Below are 15,642 nucleotides of genomic sequence, written 5' to 3' on the forward strand. Positions count from 1 at the left end.
TTGGTTAGAAAGCCTCGCTTTTTTAGCCACCAGGAAGCTACTACTATGGTCTTACTTTCAAGGCACAACCCAATCAGACAAAACCAAGGAGTTCTATTATGAACAACCAAGACCAAGCCGCTAACATCTGCAGCAAAGAAGAAATCGATATGCATATCGCTGCTGCCAAACAAATGCGTTCTGACTATATCTCTGCACTGTGCAGCGATCTGATCACCAGCATCAAACATGCATTCCACTTCAAATCCCACAAAATGATTTCCAGCCACTAAGCAGAAATCAGCCGTACCGCACCAAGACAGTATTCAGGCACCACCGGCACAAGAATAAGTCGCCGGCATTTGGCCTGGGTCTGATCACTTTTTTGCTTCATTTTATTCGAAGACGTTATGGGGGCCAGATGGCTACCCAATTGTCTCGGGTAACCCTCCTCGCATGACCTCCCTGCTTTTTTACTTATTGTTGTTACTCAAAATACGCCCAGCCGGCTTCTGTGTGCCAGCAGACAAACCCGACCCCAGGCAATTCCCAGCAACAGCTCGGTAGCTACTGCCAGCAAGATGCCATAGCCGGCATAGCCGCGTAATAATTCAAACAGTCCCAAAGCCGCCAGCCCCAACAGCATCACCAGCAGCCCCATAGCGATCGCTTTATGTACGTCGGCGGAACGGCAATCCCGGTTTAACCAGCAAATCAGCGTCAAACCCAGAAACACCATGGCCATACGGCGAGCGACAAAAGCAGCGGACTCCGACTCACTGACCCCCATCAACCACAGCAGCAGTTCCGGTGCCCCCAGCGATATCAGAAACAGCAATCCGGTCACAACGGCGGTCAGCGTACTCAGCATGTAAAACATGATCTATCTTCCCTGATTGTTTTGAAATGAACCCATTATTCAATAAGCCGCGCTCCCTGAATAAAACCGTCAGATTTCACAGCAGACTGGAGCGACCAAAAATCGTATCACAATGATGAATACGCCACTGCATCGGCATTAGGATGAGATGAGATGAGCCAAAGCGGGCATGAGTCGGCGGGAGCGACAGTAACGGGGTTTATCCTGATGCCTGCACACCCGAAACGCGGCAACACAGTGTAGTGGTCAACTAATCCCGGACACAAGAGAGAAACAAAGAAGTAAAAAATGCCTGGGCCGGGTTTTCAACCCGACACCAGGCAATCAGGATCAGCCTCCCCCGGCATCATGTCAGCCCAGGAAGAGCCTGATCAAAAATCAGACAGCAGCCAATACGTCGGTGCTATTGGCGATCCAGCCAAACAAATGGCCTTCACTCTGAATCGTGGTCAATGTCCCACGCTGCAAGCTCTCTTCGAAAGCACCACAACTGTCAGCCAGAGTCAGAACAAAATAGCCGCGATCAACCGCCTCCCGCAAAGTGCCTTCAACGCAGCACTGTGTCGTCACGCCACAGATGATAACGTGCGTTACCCCTTTGCTACGCAAGATAGAATCCAGCTCGGTGTAAGTGAAAGCACCAAAAGTGGATTTATCAATGATCGTTTCACCTGGCCGAGGCTTCAGTTCAGGAACAATCTGAAAACCGGGTTCGCCCTGCGTCAGAATGCGTCCCAAAGGACCCGCGGTACCATACTCTCCACCCGCTTCCTTGCTTTGTAACCGGACAGGCTCTGGCAGATCCGACATATCGGGTTTGAATCCATACCGTGTATGAACGACAGGAGCTCCCTTTTCACGGAACAGCTGCAACATGGATTGCACATGGGGAATAACGGCTTGCAGCGGTTTTACGTCAGCACCGCCAGCACCACAAGCGCCACCGTCTTCAATAAAGTCGCGCTGCATATCCACGATAAGCAGTGCCGTGTTGGCAAAATCGAAGGTGAATTGGCGTTCACCAAAAGCATTAATGGCCAGCATATGATTAATCCTGTTATTCAGCCGGTGCGGCAGCAATGGCGTCAATTTCGATCAACCAGGTAGGTTCAATCAGAGCCGGAACCGTAATAGAAACCGAGGCCGTGCGATGAGTGCCGAGCATCTTGGCGCGTACGGCATTGGCTTCCGGGTACATAGAGGCATCCGTCAGATATTGGGTAGTCCGTACAATATTCTCGATACCAAGACCTGCGGCCTTGAGAGTCGCTTCGATGTTTTGCCAGCAAACCGTTGCCTGACCTTCCATTGTCTCAGGCACGGTGCCATCGAAGGCAACGGGGATTTGTCCTGAAACGAAAACCATACGTGAACCGACCGGCGGCTCGATACCGTGTACGTAAGTGCCATAAGGATCGGAAATGCCTTCAGGCTTGTAGGTTTTGTACTGAGTCATGAGAAGTTCTCCATCGGTTGTCGTTCCCCAATAGAACGACGCCCGCGGCGAACTTGCAATTTTCAAATACTTAGCCCCTGGTATTTAAAAAACTTATACCAGGATAAAGCCTTATTTGACGATGCCTACCGAGGCCGCCTTGATAAAGCTCTGAAACTCCTGGGCACTGGGCGACAGCGTGGCCCCCAGCCGCCAGGACAAGCCGATATCCATCGGTGGCACCCGGGTAGCGAGATCCCGGGCTTCGATCCGGTCCCCTTCCAGCGACCAGGTCCGGAACACCATATCTGACAGGATAGTCACGCCCAGACCGCTGGCGACCGCCGTGCGAATGGCTTCGACGTTGGCGCTGCGTAATACGATGCGAGGTTCCTGGGGCAGATGACTCCAATAGTTCAAGGCGCTTTCTTCCGCTTCGTCTACTGTCAACATCACCATTGGCTCTTTGGCAACATCGGCCAGTGTAATGGACTGCTTCAACAGCAATGGATGACGTGACGGCAGCCACAAACGCCGCTGTGACGGGCGCAAAACGGACGCCGCCAGCTCATCCTGTCGCTGCAAATTGGACACCAGCATAACGGCAATATCGAGCGTACCGGCGATCAGGGCATCCTCAATCTGCTGCCGTCCCATCTCGATGATATTAACGTCGATATGTGGAAACCGTGATTTGAAACGTGCCAGATGCGGCATCAGAAAATAACCCATCACCGTATCGGTGGCTCCCACCGTAATCGAGCCACTGTGTTTGCTGGCTTCTGATTCAACGCTGGAAATCGCTGCATTGGAGACCAGCGAGAGAATTTCGCGGGCTTTGCCTAAAAAACGCTGTCCTTCAAAACTGAGATTCACGCCGTGGGCGGTGCGCTCGAACAGGTCAAAACCGATCTGCTCCTCAAGGGATTTGATCGACAGCGTAATGGCCGATTGCGTCACATTACACATCGATGCTGCCGACGACATCATGCCCGACTCCGCTGCGCTGACGAAATACCGGAGTTGACGTAGCGTTATAGACATAAATTTTTCTCATACAAGTTGGGAAGTATAATAAAATTGATTAATCACCTGCCGTCAACCCTAATACCTCCTGAACACACTTCACTGAGTTTAGGAGACATTAACGATGCGGCCACTGATCAACTGCGACATGGGCGAGGGCTTCGGCAAATACCGCCTCGCCAATGATGAGGCGATCATGCCCCTGATCGATCAGGCCAATATTGCCTGTGGTTTTCATGCATCGGACCCGGTCATCATGCAGCAAACCGTCGATATGGCGATTGAGCACGGCAAGCAAATCGGCGCACACCCGTCACTGCCAGACCTGCAAGGCTTTGGCCGCCGAGAAATGAAGATTGCACCGGCTGAGCTGCTCACCATGATCAAGTATCAGGTTGGTGCGCTGGACGGCATGCTGCGCGGACGCGGTGTCACCCTCTCCCATATCAAACCGCACGGCGCCTTATACGGCATGGCCTGCCGCGATCACCGCATTGCAGAAGCCATTGCCGATGCGGCACTGGCATTCAACTTGCCGGTGCTGGGTTTGGGCGGCACCTGCCAGGAAACGACCTATAAGGCCAAGGGCGTCACCTTTGTTGGTGAGTTCTATGCCGATCTGGACTACAACGAGCATGGTCATCTGCTCATCGTTACAGACCCGGGTTCCCTCGATGCAACACAAGCCGCCGCCCGGGCCCGTCAGGCCATCGCCAGCGGCTATACCACAGCGGTCAACGGTGCCACTGTGCGCGTCGATGCAGAGTCGATTTGTGTCCACTCCGACAACCGCGGAGCCATTGATTTACTCACCGCACTGCGCAAGGCCTTCCGCCTCGATGAAGCGATGGAGGTGCTCTCATGAGACTGGGCAATATTACGCTGGCCCTGATCCTGCTGGCCATCGCCACCACAGCAACGGTGTTTGGCAGTACCGCCATGAACAATACGGTGAGCTACTTCTTTATTCTGGTTGTACTGGTGGTGGCTCTGGGTATTTACGTCGGCAACACCGGAATTGTCAGTTTTGGCCATCCGGCTTTTATGGCCATTGCCGCGTATCTGACCGCGATTCTGGTCATGCCAGCGGCACGCAAGAGTGCCTTGCTGCCCAATTTGCCGGATTTTCTGAGTACTTTCAGCGCCCCGCCACTGCTGGGTATCGTGATCACCGTATTCGTGGTTGGGCTGATTGGTGCAGGTATCGGTCTGGCGATCTCGCGCTTGAACGGTGCTTCGGCCACCATCGCCACTCTCGGCTTGCTGATTGTTGCCCATAGCCTGCTGGTTGGCGGCACAACATTCACCCGGGGAGCACAAGCGCTCTATGGTATTCCGAAACTTGTCAGCCCGATATCCGCGGCCATCGGAGCCATCATCACCATTTTTGTTGCCGACTGGTTCAAGCACAGTCGCTGGGGCCTGGCTGCCCGGGCAGTCCGGGAAGATGAAGCAGCGGCGGCGGCATCCGGTATCTCGATCAAGCGTAACCGTACCATTGTGTTCTGTTTATCCATCGCCTTCACCGCGCTTGGCGGAGCCATGTTTGCGCTGCACCTGGGGGTATTCTCTCCCAAGGAATTTTATTTCACGCTGACCTTTTCCTTGCTGGCCATGTTGATCGTTGGTGGTGCCTCCAGTACTGCCGGCGCCGTGGTCGGCGTTGCCGTGATCACCATGATTACTGAAGTGCTCCGTCAGGCTGAGCCAGGTTTCAGTCTGGGGCCGATCCAGATTCCGGCGCTATTTGGCCTGACAACGATCGGTATCAGTGTCGCCTTGATCCTGACGCTCTACCGTCGCCCCGAAGGTATCTTTGGCCTGAAGGAGCTGGATGATTTTCTGCCGTTTGACATCAAGCCACGAGTCTACAAGCGCTCCGTTATCAACACGCCTCGTCCCACAGCCAGTCAGACACCCAAATCAATCCGGGTCCAGTCACTGACCAAGCGTTACGGTGGCGTAACAGCACTGGATGCCGTCTCTATTGATCTTCAGCAGGGTGAGATTCTGGGTCTGATTGGCCCGAATGGCTCCGGCAAGTCGACCTTTCTGTCCTGTGCCTCCGGTATCCAGCGGTTTGATGAGGGCGAAGTATGGGTACATGACACCCAAATGGCACAGGGCAATCCGGTTGCCTATGCTCATAACGGGGTAGCCCGCACCTTCCAGAACATTCGCCTGTTCGCTCGCCTCAGTGTTGCAGAGAACGTCTCCGCAGCCATGGTATCGGTTCCCGGCCCGGCCAACAGTCCAACGGTCGCAGACATCCTGACACGGGTGGGTCTTGATGGCATGGCGCTGCGCACAGCCAGCACGCTGTCTTATGGCCAGCAGCGTCGTCTTGAAATTGCCAGAGCCTTGGCTATTTGCCCGGACTTTCTGCTGCTCGATGAGCCTGCGGCGGGTATGAACAGTACCGAAACAGATGATCTGGCCGCACTGATCATGTCACTGCGTGATGAGAATGGTCTGGGGATTCTACTGGTCGATCATGACCTGCCCATGATTTTGCGCCTGTCCAACCGGGTCGCAGTACTCAATGAGGGAAAACTGATCGCGCTCGCCTCGCCGGAACACATTAGAGAAAACCCCGAAGTCGCTGCGGCGTACTTCGGCGAAGGTCAATCCACCCTGTCCGAATAAACCCACAACCTCGCATAACAGAAAGGAAAAGCAGATGAAACAGTCTCAGATGATCCGCCATTTTGCCCTCTCGCTTGCCGTCTCCATGACAGCGGCACCCGCATTTGCCCAGGACACGTTGAAGATCGGATTCGCCGTTTCTCTGACCGGCTATCTTGCTCCTTACGACACGCCGACCGTTGAAGGCGCCAAGATCGCCATTGCCGACATCAACGCCAGCAATGGCCCCTATAAAGTTGAAGCCATCATCCACGATGTACGTTCCGACACGGTACAAACATCCGTGGTCGTGCAGGAAATGATCGATGACGGTGCCAACGTCATTGTCCTGCCTTGCGACGATGATCCGGCCATTGCCGGTGGCCTGATTGCCCAGGATGCCGGTATCCCATCGTTTTCGACCTGTGCAACCAACGCCAGCCTGACCCAGGCCATCGGTGAGTTCTACTTCGTCAACTACGCCGCCGACATTGTTCAGGGCGCAACGCTGGCCCAGTACGCTCACGAGCAAGAGTTGGAAACCGCCTATTTGCTGGTTTCTCCAGAAACCACCTACACCGGTAACCTGCCGCTGTATTTTGGTGAAGTTTTCGAAAAACAGGGCGGCAAGGTCGTCGGCAAAGGGACTTACTCTTTGGGTCAGCAAGACTTTTCCGCCGAAGTAACCCACATTACCAACCTCGACCCACAGCCAGATGTGGTCATGACGTCGGCCTATGAACCTGACTTTCCGGCCTTTTTGCGCCAGTTGCGTTCCGCTGGTGTTACCTCAGCCGTATACGGCAGTGATGGCATTGACTCTCCCACCACGGTATCACTGGGCACGATTTCCGAAGGCGTGGTGTTCACCAATGCGGGTTATCCAACACCAGGAACCCGGTTGGGTGATTTCTTTGACCAATACGAGGCCTTTTACGGCAAAAAGCTGAGCAACAGTTTTGCCGCCACCGGTTACGACATGATGCAGGTTATCGAAGCAGCGGCTATTGCAGCTGGCAGCGTTGATGGACGTGCCTTGCGCGATGCCATTGATGCCATTGATGGTCTCGACGTAGTAACCGGCAAGATCAGCTATGCCGGTCGCGAACGGGTTCCTGCACGGTCCGTTTCGATCAACCAGGTATCAGACGGTGCCGTGATCCATCTGGATACCCGTGTGATTGACGCCGCCATTCTGCCACGGAGCAAATAAATGGAAGCCCCGACCCAAAGACACACACAGCCCGCGCTCGAGGTGCGCGGGCTGGACGTCAACTACAGTGGCATCAGAGCCGTTCGCCAGCTTGACCTGACAGTCAACGCCGGGGAAATCGTCACGCTGATCGGGCCAAACGGGGCAGGGAAGTCATCAACGCTGATGGCCATTGTGGGGTTGGTGCAGCGCTCGGGCCAGATATATCTGGATGGACAGGATGTGTCCGGCTTTTCGACGGAACAAATGGTACGGGCTGGGCTGACCTTGAGCCCGGAAGGTCGCCGGGTGTTCTCCGGGCTGACAGTGGCAGAAAACCTGCGACTGGGCGGTGCTTCCAACAAGGATCGTGCGGCCGAGCAGGTACGCCTGCTCGACACCTTTCCGGTGCTCAAGGAACGTTATCACCAGCGAGCGGGCACTCTCTCCGGCGGTGAGCAGCAAATACTGGCCATCGCCCGGGCGCTGATGTCCAGGCCCAGAATACTACTGCTTGATGAACCGTCGCTGGGGCTGGCTCCAAAGATCGTCGATACGATTTTTCAGGTTATTGCCGAGCTGCGGCAATGGGGCATTTCTGTACTACTGGTCGAGCAGGATATCGAGCGGGCTTTACGCGTATCCGACCGCGGTTACGTGATGAGCCATGGTGAGATCCTCGCCACCGACACCGCCGCTAATATGTTGAGCGACGCCAACCTTAAAGATCTCTTTTTTGGAGCACACCAATAATGGAAGTGTTTGCACAACAGGCCCTCAATGCCATTGCTCTGGGTGGTGTTTATGCGCTGCTGGGGCTGGGCTTGGCGATGGTTTTTTCGGTACTGGGAATGATCAATTTTGCCCACGGCGAAATCATGACCTTGTCTGGCTACGCGCTGGTATTTGTCGCCACCACATTGGGCTGGCCATTTGGCCTGGCAGTCATCAGTGCTTGTCTGCTCGCCGGGGCAGCAGCGGCGATGACCGAACGCATTGCCTTTCGTCCCGTACGGGGTGCGTCGTTAACAACCATGCTGCTGACGACCTTTGCAGTCAGTTCAATCCTGCATGTGGTGTTCCAGAACTTTATCTCGCCCCGACCGATTGCGGTCCCGGTTCCAGAATGGCTCACCCAGTCATTGAATGTGGGCGGGTTACAAATAGGTACATTACAAGCAATCTCAATTGCCGTCTCTCTGGTGGCACTGATTGGGCTGGTCGGCTTTTTACGGTTCTCAACCTTGGGGCTGGCGATGCGATCGGCTGCGCAGGATTTTTCGGTAACGCGTCTGATGGGAATTTCTGCCGACCGGGTGATTATTGGCGCCTTTGCCATTTCAGGCCTGCTGGCTGGACTGTCGGGCTTTTTATGGGTGGCACAACGCGGTTCGGTTGATCCACTGATGGGGTTTGTACCGGTACTCAAGGCGTTTACCGCTGTTGTACTGGGCGGTTTGGGCAGCCTTAACGGTGCCGTTCTGGGAGGATTCTTGCTCGGCATTCTGGAGGTCAGCTTGCGGGCTTCTTTGCCTCAGGAGCTACTGCCGTTCCGCGATGCCATCTCGCTGTCGATCGTGATTGGTCTGCTGGTGATGCGCCCTCAAGGCCTGATTGGTCGCGCTGAAGCAGTACGGTGATTGGGTTCTCTGGGAACCACCAGAAAACAGGATGACAGATTCAGTCCTGACTCCTGCCGGATCAGGAATCTGACCCGGCAAGTGGGCATTCAGGCACTTGCCAGTGGAAGTGTCTGAAACCTTCGCCAGCAATATCGCTCAGAACGGCACATCATCATCGTAATTGGGCATGGTCTGGGCAAACGGAGAGCCGCCACCTGACTGCACCGCATCTCCGACGCGCTCAACCCGCCAGGCTTGCAGGCTGGTAAAACATTTTTCCGGCTTGCCTGCCGCACTCCATAAACGACCCGACAGGTTGAAACTGACCTGCACTTCATCACCTGGGTTATAACTGTCCATCAAGGCACATTTATCCTTGATCAGCTCCAGCGCGATATAGTTCGGGTATTCTGGTTTCTCGCCATCACCGGTCAGCTTGACCACAAATTCCCGCTTGGTGAAGCCGTTCTGGCCGTAGGCTCTGGTTTCGTCAATGGAATGTACGATCCCCTGTAATTCAAATGCTTTCGACATAATGATCCCCTCAATATTGATGGCCAAATTATAACATTGAATCAATCGGAGGTTTTCTGCTGATGGCACAACCGCTGCCGGTTGGTTTATCGACGACAACACAGCTTCGGAATAACCGGGGTCTGGAGGGTTCGAAGCTGGAGAAGAGGAATACCGGTTGGGATTATGAACTGCGCGTCCGGAAGGACGCGCAGTGCAATCAGGCTATTTAGAAAGTAATGCTGACACCAGCCCAGAAGTTACGGGCCTTGTCTTTGTTGTTGTAGTCATCCGTGTAGATAACTTCATCATCATCACTGTCGTATACACCGTCGTTATTGTTGTCCTCAAACGCGGTGGTGTAGCTGGTAAAGTCTTCATCCAGCAGGTTGTTGATACGGCCATGAATGGTCACCGACTCGTTGAGTGCGATAGAGCCACCCAGGTGTAAGACCTGATAGCTTTTGTAGTAGAGGTGACGATCGTATTCATCCACCCCACGGAAGCGATCCGAGCGTTTTTCCATGGTCAGGAACAGGTTGGTGCGTTCATCAACCTGCCATTCCAACGTGGCATTGGCCATGTGTTTGGCGGTATCGGTTAACGGCTGGCCTTTTTCAGAACCACTGGTTTGCTCGCTGTCGGTGTAGGTGTAGTTCATACGGAACGCCAGGTCATCCAGAATCTGGTAACGACCCGCCAGCTCAGCACCCTTGATTTCAGCTTCGTCGATGTTGATCTTTTGGCTATAGCTGTCGTAGCCAATATCTTCATACGCACCCAAGTTAGCACAAGGTTTCACGCCACCTGTCTGGGCACAGCTATAAACGGTGTCACCACTGACAATTTTATTTTCAAACTTGTTGTGGAACACGGTGATATTGGCATTATCGCGCTTGACCAATGATTCCCAGTACAAGGCCACTTCGGTATTGACGCTGGTTTCCGGTTCCAGATCCGGGTTACCGACAAACGGGCTGGTACCCTGACCACCAAAGCCGGTAATACCATCGTACAGGTCAGTGGTTTTAGGTGTCTTGTAACCGGTGCTGACACCACCTTTAACAGTCCAGCCTGGCTGTACATCGTACACACCATAAAGGCGCGGGCTGGTATTGCTGCCAAACTGAGAGTGGTCGTCGTAACGGATACCCGCGGTAATGGTCAGAGGGGTAATGGGAGTCCAGTTGTCTTCGACAAACAGTGAGTACATTTCGTGATCGGAAACAGCACCACTACCTTCATCACCGTCTTCCATGCCAAAAACGCCGTCTTCCAGTTCGCCGTCAATATATTGGAGGCCAACCACCAGCAAGTGCTCGCCGGCCAGGTCTTCAATCGGCAGATCCAGTTTGGCATCCAGAGTGTACTGGCTACTGGTCATGACCCGGTCAGGACGAGGCAGGAATTCATCTTCCATGATTTCCATACGCTCTTCTTCACTCAAGCCTGCGTAATCGCCCGTTCCTTCGTAGATTTCCGTTTGCAGGGCGCGCTCGGTGGCTGTCAGCGGTAAGGTACGGCCTTTGTTGGCTGTCTCGATATACGCCAGAGAAACGTTGCTGTGACCGAAGTCCCAGTCGCCTTCGTGAGCCAGTGACCACTGGTCACGAGTAAAGCTCTGCTCTTCTTTGTAGCCTGCCCGAGGGCTGCTTGACCACAAGCGATCAATACTGTCCACCGTACCTAGCGGATAGCTGCCGTCAGAGTTCATTGAGTTGTCATACACCTGTTCCGAGGTGTCGATATCGAAAACGACGGTTTGACGGGCATCCGGCGTCCAGCTCAAACGGAAACCCAGGGATTTGTTGGTGTTATCGACGGTTTTACCACCGCCGCCAAAACCCAGGGAACGGGTTTGTGTATCACCGTAGGGATCGATAACGGAATCATATTCCGGGTTGGACGCTTCACGGTCATAGAGGCTACCACGTACCGCAACACCGAGTTTGTCTTTGATCAGTGGCCCCATAACGTTGAAATCAATGGTGGTATCATCACCAAAGTCATCGTTTTCTTGCAGCGTACGGCTGAAGTTGATACCGCCGGTCCACTCGTCAGTGACCTTTTTGGTAATAACGTTAATCACACCACCCAGTGCATCAGCACCATAAAGCGTGGATGCCGGTCCACGAATCACTTCGACCCGTTCAATCGCAGTCAGTGGTGGAATGTGGTTGAACTGGTTACCACCAAAGCTGTTGGGGTAAATATCGCCGTGGTTATTCTGGCGACGGCCATCCACCAGAATCAGTGTGTAATCGGAACCCATGCCCCGCATGCTGATGGTGCCCTGACCGGTTTTGTCACGGGTTTCGCCAATGTCGACCCCTTCCAGCTCCCGCACAACATCCAGCAGCGTTGTGTAAGGACGGCTGTTCAGTTCTTTCTGATCAACAACCGAGATACTGGCTGGTGCATCGGTGAGTTTCTGCTCGAAACCTGCTGCAGAAACCACCATGGTTTGCAGCATCAGCGGGTCACCGGCGTTCAATGCAGCCGCTGCAACCGGGGTATCAGTCAACAGGTAGCTGCCATTGGCTTGCTTGCTGGCTGTCAGACCGGTGCCTTCCAGCAACAGCTTCAGAGCTTGTCCGATACTATAGTTGCCTTCCAGGCCTTGGGTCTGGCGGTTGGCCAGCATGGATGACGAAACACTCAGTGATACACCGCTTTGCGCCGCAAAACGCGTAATGGCGGTACCAAGATCACCCGCAGGAATAGAGAACTGGCTAAGGTTCGTGGAGGCATCCTGAGCAACCGCAGCCGGAGCGGCAACACCCAATCCCATCGCTGCAGATAGCAGCAGTGCATGACATCCTACCCGCGGGCGGAAATTTCTAAATAACATCCATTACTCCTTTTTCAGGGCTGTTGATCTGTTTTTTGAGGAACTTATACAGACATATCGAATCAGCCATCAAAAAGGGGAACCATTCTCATAAACAAATGAGAATTAATCTTCTTATCAGCTATGAGTGATATTGACCCACCAGGGTAACGGGTACTCTACCTGCACCGGCAAGCTGGCACTGAGCATATCCAGCGCCATATCGGTATCCTGGGTCGGGAAGGAACCCGTCACCCGCAAGCGTGCCGCGGCCGGGTCAACATGAATAAAACCGTGACGATAGCGTTCCAGCTCTGCCGTCAGCTCTGCCAACGGCTCATCGTGGGCCAACAATAGATGATGTATCCAGGATTCATGGCGAGGGTCTGCCGGCCCCAGAGCGGACATACTCCCCCGGTGCACATGGCATTGTTGCCCTGCTCGCAGGTGTCGTTTTTTGCCATCACGGCCATGCAGTGTTACGGCACCCTCAAACACAGCCAACAGATCGCCGCCGGTGTTGCGACGACGCAAGGCGAAGCGTCCACCACGACAGCGCACATCGGCGTTTGCCGTCGCCGACTGCAACTCGGCAGACCCATGACTGGTTTCGACAAAAAGATCGCCTCGTTGCAGTAGGATTTGTCGCCGGCCATTGTGGAAGTCCGTATTCATACTGCTGTCGGTATTCAGCCAGGCCCGGCAGTTATCGGCCAATTGCAACTGCCGGATTTCTCCCACGGCGCTGCGTTCATCTGCCTGCCAGTGCTGGTAAGGCATGGCAACCCAGCAACCTCCAGCCACGGCTCCCAGCACAGCCAGACTCTTTAGTGCGCCGCGGCGACTCTGGCGCTGCTGTTGCAAGCCGGTCAGTGTTTCCCTGACCGGCAGCGCATTACTGGCACCACGCAGGCCGTCAAAACGTTCAGCAACACTTTCGATATGACGCCAGGCCTGGCGATTGGCGTCACTGCTATCCAGCCAGGCTTGCCAGGCCTGCTGTTCAGCAGGGTCCAGCTGCTCATCTTCCAGACAGGCATACCATTGCGAGGCCTCACGCAGGGCGCGCTGGCGATCATGATCCAGTGTCATGGCTGCGCTTCCATGGTGTTCATTTCCAGCAAGGCACATTCGTACATGGCACTGGCCATATATTTTTTGACCATGCGCTCAGAAACCTCCAGGCGTTGCCCGATCTCGCGATAGGTCAGCCCTTCCAGGCGTGAGAGCAGGAATGCCCTGGCCACTTTTTCTGGCATCTGCCGCAGCATGGTATCGACTTCACACAAGGCTTCGATAACCAGTGCTTGTTCTTCCAGCGAAGGCGTCACATTTTCCGGCCAGGCTGCCACCGCCTCTTGCCAGGCGTTCTCAACCTGACGGCGACGCCATAAATCGACACACAGCCCTTTTGCCACCGTGGTCAGATACGCTCGGGCTTCATTACCTTCCAGCGTCTGGGGCCGGTTCATCAGCCGGATAAAAGCATCCTGGGCCAGATCGGCGGCATCGTCGTCACAACCCAGTCGCCGCCGTAATAACAACAGCAGCCAAGGGTGGTGATCCTTGTAAAGGGCGCCGAACTGCTTCTGCGCCACCAAAGAAACCGGCATGACAAACCCTAGTGCTAAGAGAATGAGGGAGGATTAAAAATAGTAATGATTCGCATTGTAGTGAAAAGATACATATCAGGCAACGCGTGTTCTATTTACCTTGCTCACTCTTTCTGACGCTTTGATCACACCTTCTGACCACCTGGTCAGACGGCCGGCACCGGTTTCCCAGGCCGTTCAAGCAGGCAACCGTCACCACCGCTGGCCTGCCAGCGTAATCCGTAGCATCATGTCACCAAGACAGTGTTTGCTGGTTAATCGTTATTTTTCAAGGAGACAGGCATGGCCATCATCTTGCACGGCAATCAGACTTCCCCCTTTGCCCGGCGTATCAGAATGCAGCTGGAAGGGGTTGATTACACATTCCAGCCAGTCGACATCCTGACGGACGAAGGCCGGGCTGCATTCGCCACGATTACGCCTATTCGCAAGATGCCGGTACTGGAAGACGATGGCAGCCGTATTTTTGACTCCCACGTTATCTACCAGCACTTGCAGCAACGCCTGCAACAGCCGCAACTGACGCTTGCACAGTACAATCAGATCAGTGTTATTGATGCAGTCAGCGACTCCATGGTCATCCTGCTGATGAGCCAGCGTTCTGAGCTGCCCGTAGAAGAAGACCGGCTGATCTTCAAACTGCAACGGGAACGTATCGAAGACTCCCTCCACTGGCTCGACCAGCAGGCTGCAGCAGGGCAGTTTGATGACTGGCATTACCCGACCATCTGCCTGATTTGCATGGTCGACTGGACACTGTTTCGGGCGCTGCACAGCTTGACCGACTACCCGAATCTGCTGGCCGCTGCGCGCCGCTTTGATGATCGGGACATTTGTACCAGCACCCGTCCGCAATAATACCTCTGGCCCGGCCGGGGCGGCCCACACTGCCCCGGTCCGTTATATTCACCGCAAGCGGCCGATAATTGGCTCCATTTTCGATATACTGCCGGAATCCCCGAACCCGCAAGAAGACTTCCCTGTCATGATTGGTACTCTGTTTATTTTTTCTGCGCCCTCCGGCGCTGGTAAAACCAGCCTGGTCAACGCCCTGCTGAACACCACATCCCATATCGGTGTCTCGGTATCCCACACCACCCGTGCTCCCCGCCCAGGCGAAGAAAATGGCACGGCCTATCACTTTGTCAGCCATGCAGAATTCCAGCAAATGGTCGACGCGGGTGCCTTTCTTGAACATGCCCAGGTATTCGATAATTACTACGGTACCTCACAGCGCTGGGTGGAAAGCGAGCTGGCTGCTGGTCGTGATGTGATTCTGGAAATTGACTGGCAAGGAGCACAGCAAGTGCGGCATTTGATGCCCGACGCCGTCTCGGTCTTTATTGCGCCGCCATCAATCGCGGCATTAAGGGAGCGGCTGCAAGGCCGTGGCCAGGATAACGAAGCCACAATCAATCGCCGCATGCAGGATGCCCGATCAGAAATGAGCCATTATGGCGAATACGACTACCTGATTATCAACGACGAATTTGACAACACCCTGGCAGAACTGCGTGCGATTATTATTGCCCGCCGCCATCGCATCGAGGCCCAACAAGCCCGCCATGCCGATACCCTGACGTCATTACTGCTTGGCGACACGCAAAGCTGAAATACACTGCTTACATATCGCTCAAAATCCGCTAATATACTCTGTTCTAACGATTTCTTACTTGACGGAATGTTTATGGCCCGCGTAACTGTTGAAGATTGTCTGACCAACGTTGATAACCGCTTTGAATTGGTAATGCTGGCGACCAAACGCGCCCGCCAGCTTGCGGTCGAAGGCTTTGAGCCATTAGTACCGGAAGAGAACGATAAACCAACGGTTATTGCCCTGCGCGAGATTTCAGCGGAGCTGGTTACCCCTGCGACGATTGCTGCCCAGGAAGAGGCCGCTAAAGCCGACCAATACTGAGCCCAAGCC

17 protein-coding genes are annotated in these 15,642 nt (G+C 54.3%); 9 read left to right on the plus strand and 8 right to left on the minus strand.

The window, feature by feature from the left end; genetic code table 11:
* Nucleotides 1-98: 98 nt before the first annotated feature.
* Entirely contained in the window at nucleotides 99-272 is a 174-nt protein-coding gene (locus Q8W22_RS05225) for a hypothetical protein (RefSeq protein WP_303434190.1), read from the plus strand.
* A gap of 197 nt (nucleotides 273-469) precedes the next feature.
* On the opposite strand, the gene Q8W22_RS05230 is transcribed toward Q8W22_RS05225, so the two are convergent.
* The 4 genes from Q8W22_RS05230 to Q8W22_RS05245 form a co-directional block, all read right to left on the minus strand.
* On the minus strand, nucleotides 470-859 hold the full coding sequence (locus tag Q8W22_RS05230; protein ID WP_305451771.1) for a hypothetical protein: 390 nt from the start codon (nucleotides 857-859) through the stop codon (nucleotides 470-472).
* Nucleotides 860-1,237: 378 nt separating this feature from the next.
* On the minus strand, nucleotides 1,238-1,903 hold the full coding sequence (locus Q8W22_RS05235) for a cysteine hydrolase family protein (protein WP_303434471.1): 666 nt from the start codon (nucleotides 1,901-1,903) through the stop codon (nucleotides 1,238-1,240).
* A gap of 13 nt (nucleotides 1,904-1,916) precedes the next feature.
* Nucleotides 1,917-2,315, minus strand: coding sequence for a RidA family protein (locus tag Q8W22_RS05240; protein ID WP_303434472.1), 399 nt, complete (start codon nucleotides 2,313-2,315; stop codon nucleotides 1,917-1,919).
* A gap of 111 nt (nucleotides 2,316-2,426) precedes the next feature.
* On the minus strand, nucleotides 2,427-3,338 hold the full coding sequence (locus tag Q8W22_RS05245) for a LysR family transcriptional regulator (protein ID WP_303434473.1): 912 nt from the start codon (nucleotides 3,336-3,338) through the stop codon (nucleotides 2,427-2,429).
* A 106-nt stretch (nucleotides 3,339-3,444) separates the two neighbouring features.
* On the opposite strand from Q8W22_RS05245, the gene Q8W22_RS05250 reads away from it, so the two are divergent.
* Genes Q8W22_RS05250 through Q8W22_RS05270 form a run of 5 tightly spaced genes read left to right on the plus strand, consistent with a single transcriptional unit; the run spans nucleotide 3,445 to nucleotide 8,777 of the window.
* Nucleotides 3,445-4,185: a 5-oxoprolinase subunit PxpA gene (locus Q8W22_RS05250; RefSeq protein ID WP_303434474.1), complete on the plus strand. Its 741-nt coding sequence runs from the start codon at nucleotides 3,445-3,447 to the stop codon at nucleotides 4,183-4,185.
* A complete protein-coding gene (locus Q8W22_RS05255; protein ID WP_303434475.1) occupies nucleotides 4,182-5,966 on the plus strand; it encodes a branched-chain amino acid ABC transporter ATP-binding protein/permease in 1,785 nt (594 codons plus the stop codon). The genes Q8W22_RS05250 and Q8W22_RS05255 overlap by 4 nt, the downstream gene beginning before the upstream one ends.
* 34 nt (nucleotides 5,967-6,000) lie before the next feature.
* Nucleotides 6,001-7,158, plus strand: a complete 1,158-nt coding sequence (locus tag Q8W22_RS05260) for an ABC transporter substrate-binding protein (RefSeq protein WP_303434476.1) — start codon at nucleotides 6,001-6,003, stop codon at nucleotides 7,156-7,158.
* Complete coding sequence (locus Q8W22_RS05265) at nucleotides 7,159-7,890, plus strand: ABC transporter ATP-binding protein (protein WP_303434477.1); 732 nt, start codon at nucleotides 7,159-7,161, stop codon at nucleotides 7,888-7,890. It begins immediately after the preceding gene.
* Nucleotides 7,890-8,777 (plus strand): branched-chain amino acid ABC transporter permease, encoded by an 888-nt coding sequence (locus Q8W22_RS05270; RefSeq protein ID WP_303434478.1) that lies wholly within the window; start codon nucleotides 7,890-7,892, stop codon nucleotides 8,775-8,777. Before Q8W22_RS05265 ends, Q8W22_RS05270 begins: the two co-directional genes overlap by 1 nt.
* Nucleotides 8,778-8,915: 138 nt before the next feature.
* Here Q8W22_RS05270 and Q8W22_RS05275 read toward each other — a convergent pair whose 3' ends face one another.
* The 4 genes from Q8W22_RS05275 to Q8W22_RS05290 all read right to left on the minus strand — a co-directional run bounded on the left by Q8W22_RS05275 (nucleotide 8,916) and on the right by Q8W22_RS05290 (nucleotide 13,715).
* Nucleotides 8,916-9,293 (minus strand): DUF3127 domain-containing protein, encoded by a 378-nt coding sequence (locus Q8W22_RS05275; protein ID WP_305451772.1) that lies wholly within the window; start codon nucleotides 9,291-9,293, stop codon nucleotides 8,916-8,918.
* A gap of 208 nt (nucleotides 9,294-9,501) precedes the next feature.
* Nucleotides 9,502-12,123 (minus strand): TonB-dependent receptor, encoded by a 2,622-nt coding sequence (locus Q8W22_RS05280; RefSeq protein WP_305451773.1) that lies wholly within the window; start codon nucleotides 12,121-12,123, stop codon nucleotides 9,502-9,504.
* Nucleotides 12,124-12,240: 117 nt separating this feature from the next.
* Nucleotides 12,241-13,194 carry a FecR domain-containing protein gene (locus tag Q8W22_RS05285; RefSeq protein ID WP_303434482.1) on the minus strand — a complete coding sequence of 318 codons (954 nt, stop codon included), beginning with the start codon at nucleotides 13,192-13,194 and terminating at the stop codon, nucleotides 12,241-12,243.
* Entirely contained in the window at nucleotides 13,191-13,715 is a 525-nt protein-coding gene (locus Q8W22_RS05290; RefSeq protein ID WP_303434483.1) for a sigma-70 family RNA polymerase sigma factor, read from the minus strand. The genes Q8W22_RS05285 and Q8W22_RS05290 overlap by 4 nt, the downstream gene beginning before the upstream one ends.
* A gap of 282 nt (nucleotides 13,716-13,997) precedes the next feature.
* Here Q8W22_RS05290 and Q8W22_RS05295 point away from each other — a divergent pair, with 282 nt between their 5' ends.
* From Q8W22_RS05295 to rpoZ, 3 genes are all read left to right on the plus strand, one after another.
* Nucleotides 13,998-14,573, plus strand: coding sequence for a glutathione S-transferase family protein (locus tag Q8W22_RS05295; protein ID WP_303434484.1), 576 nt, complete (start codon nucleotides 13,998-14,000; stop codon nucleotides 14,571-14,573).
* Nucleotides 14,574-14,700: 127 nt separating this feature from the next.
* Nucleotides 14,701-15,327 (plus strand): guanylate kinase, encoded by a 627-nt coding sequence (gene gmk / locus Q8W22_RS05300; protein ID WP_303434485.1) that lies wholly within the window; start codon nucleotides 14,701-14,703, stop codon nucleotides 15,325-15,327.
* 75 nt (nucleotides 15,328-15,402) lie between these two features.
* Nucleotides 15,403-15,633 carry a DNA-directed RNA polymerase subunit omega gene (rpoZ, locus tag Q8W22_RS05305; protein WP_303434486.1) on the plus strand — a complete coding sequence of 77 codons (231 nt, stop codon included), beginning with the start codon at nucleotides 15,403-15,405 and terminating at the stop codon, nucleotides 15,631-15,633.
* The last annotated feature ends 9 nt before the right edge of the window (nucleotides 15,634-15,642 follow it).

This window comes from Oceanobacter sp. 1_MG-2023 (genome assembly GCF_030689025.1).
In the GTDB taxonomy this organism is placed as follows: domain Bacteria; phylum Pseudomonadota; class Gammaproteobacteria; order Pseudomonadales; family Oceanobacteraceae; genus Oceanobacter.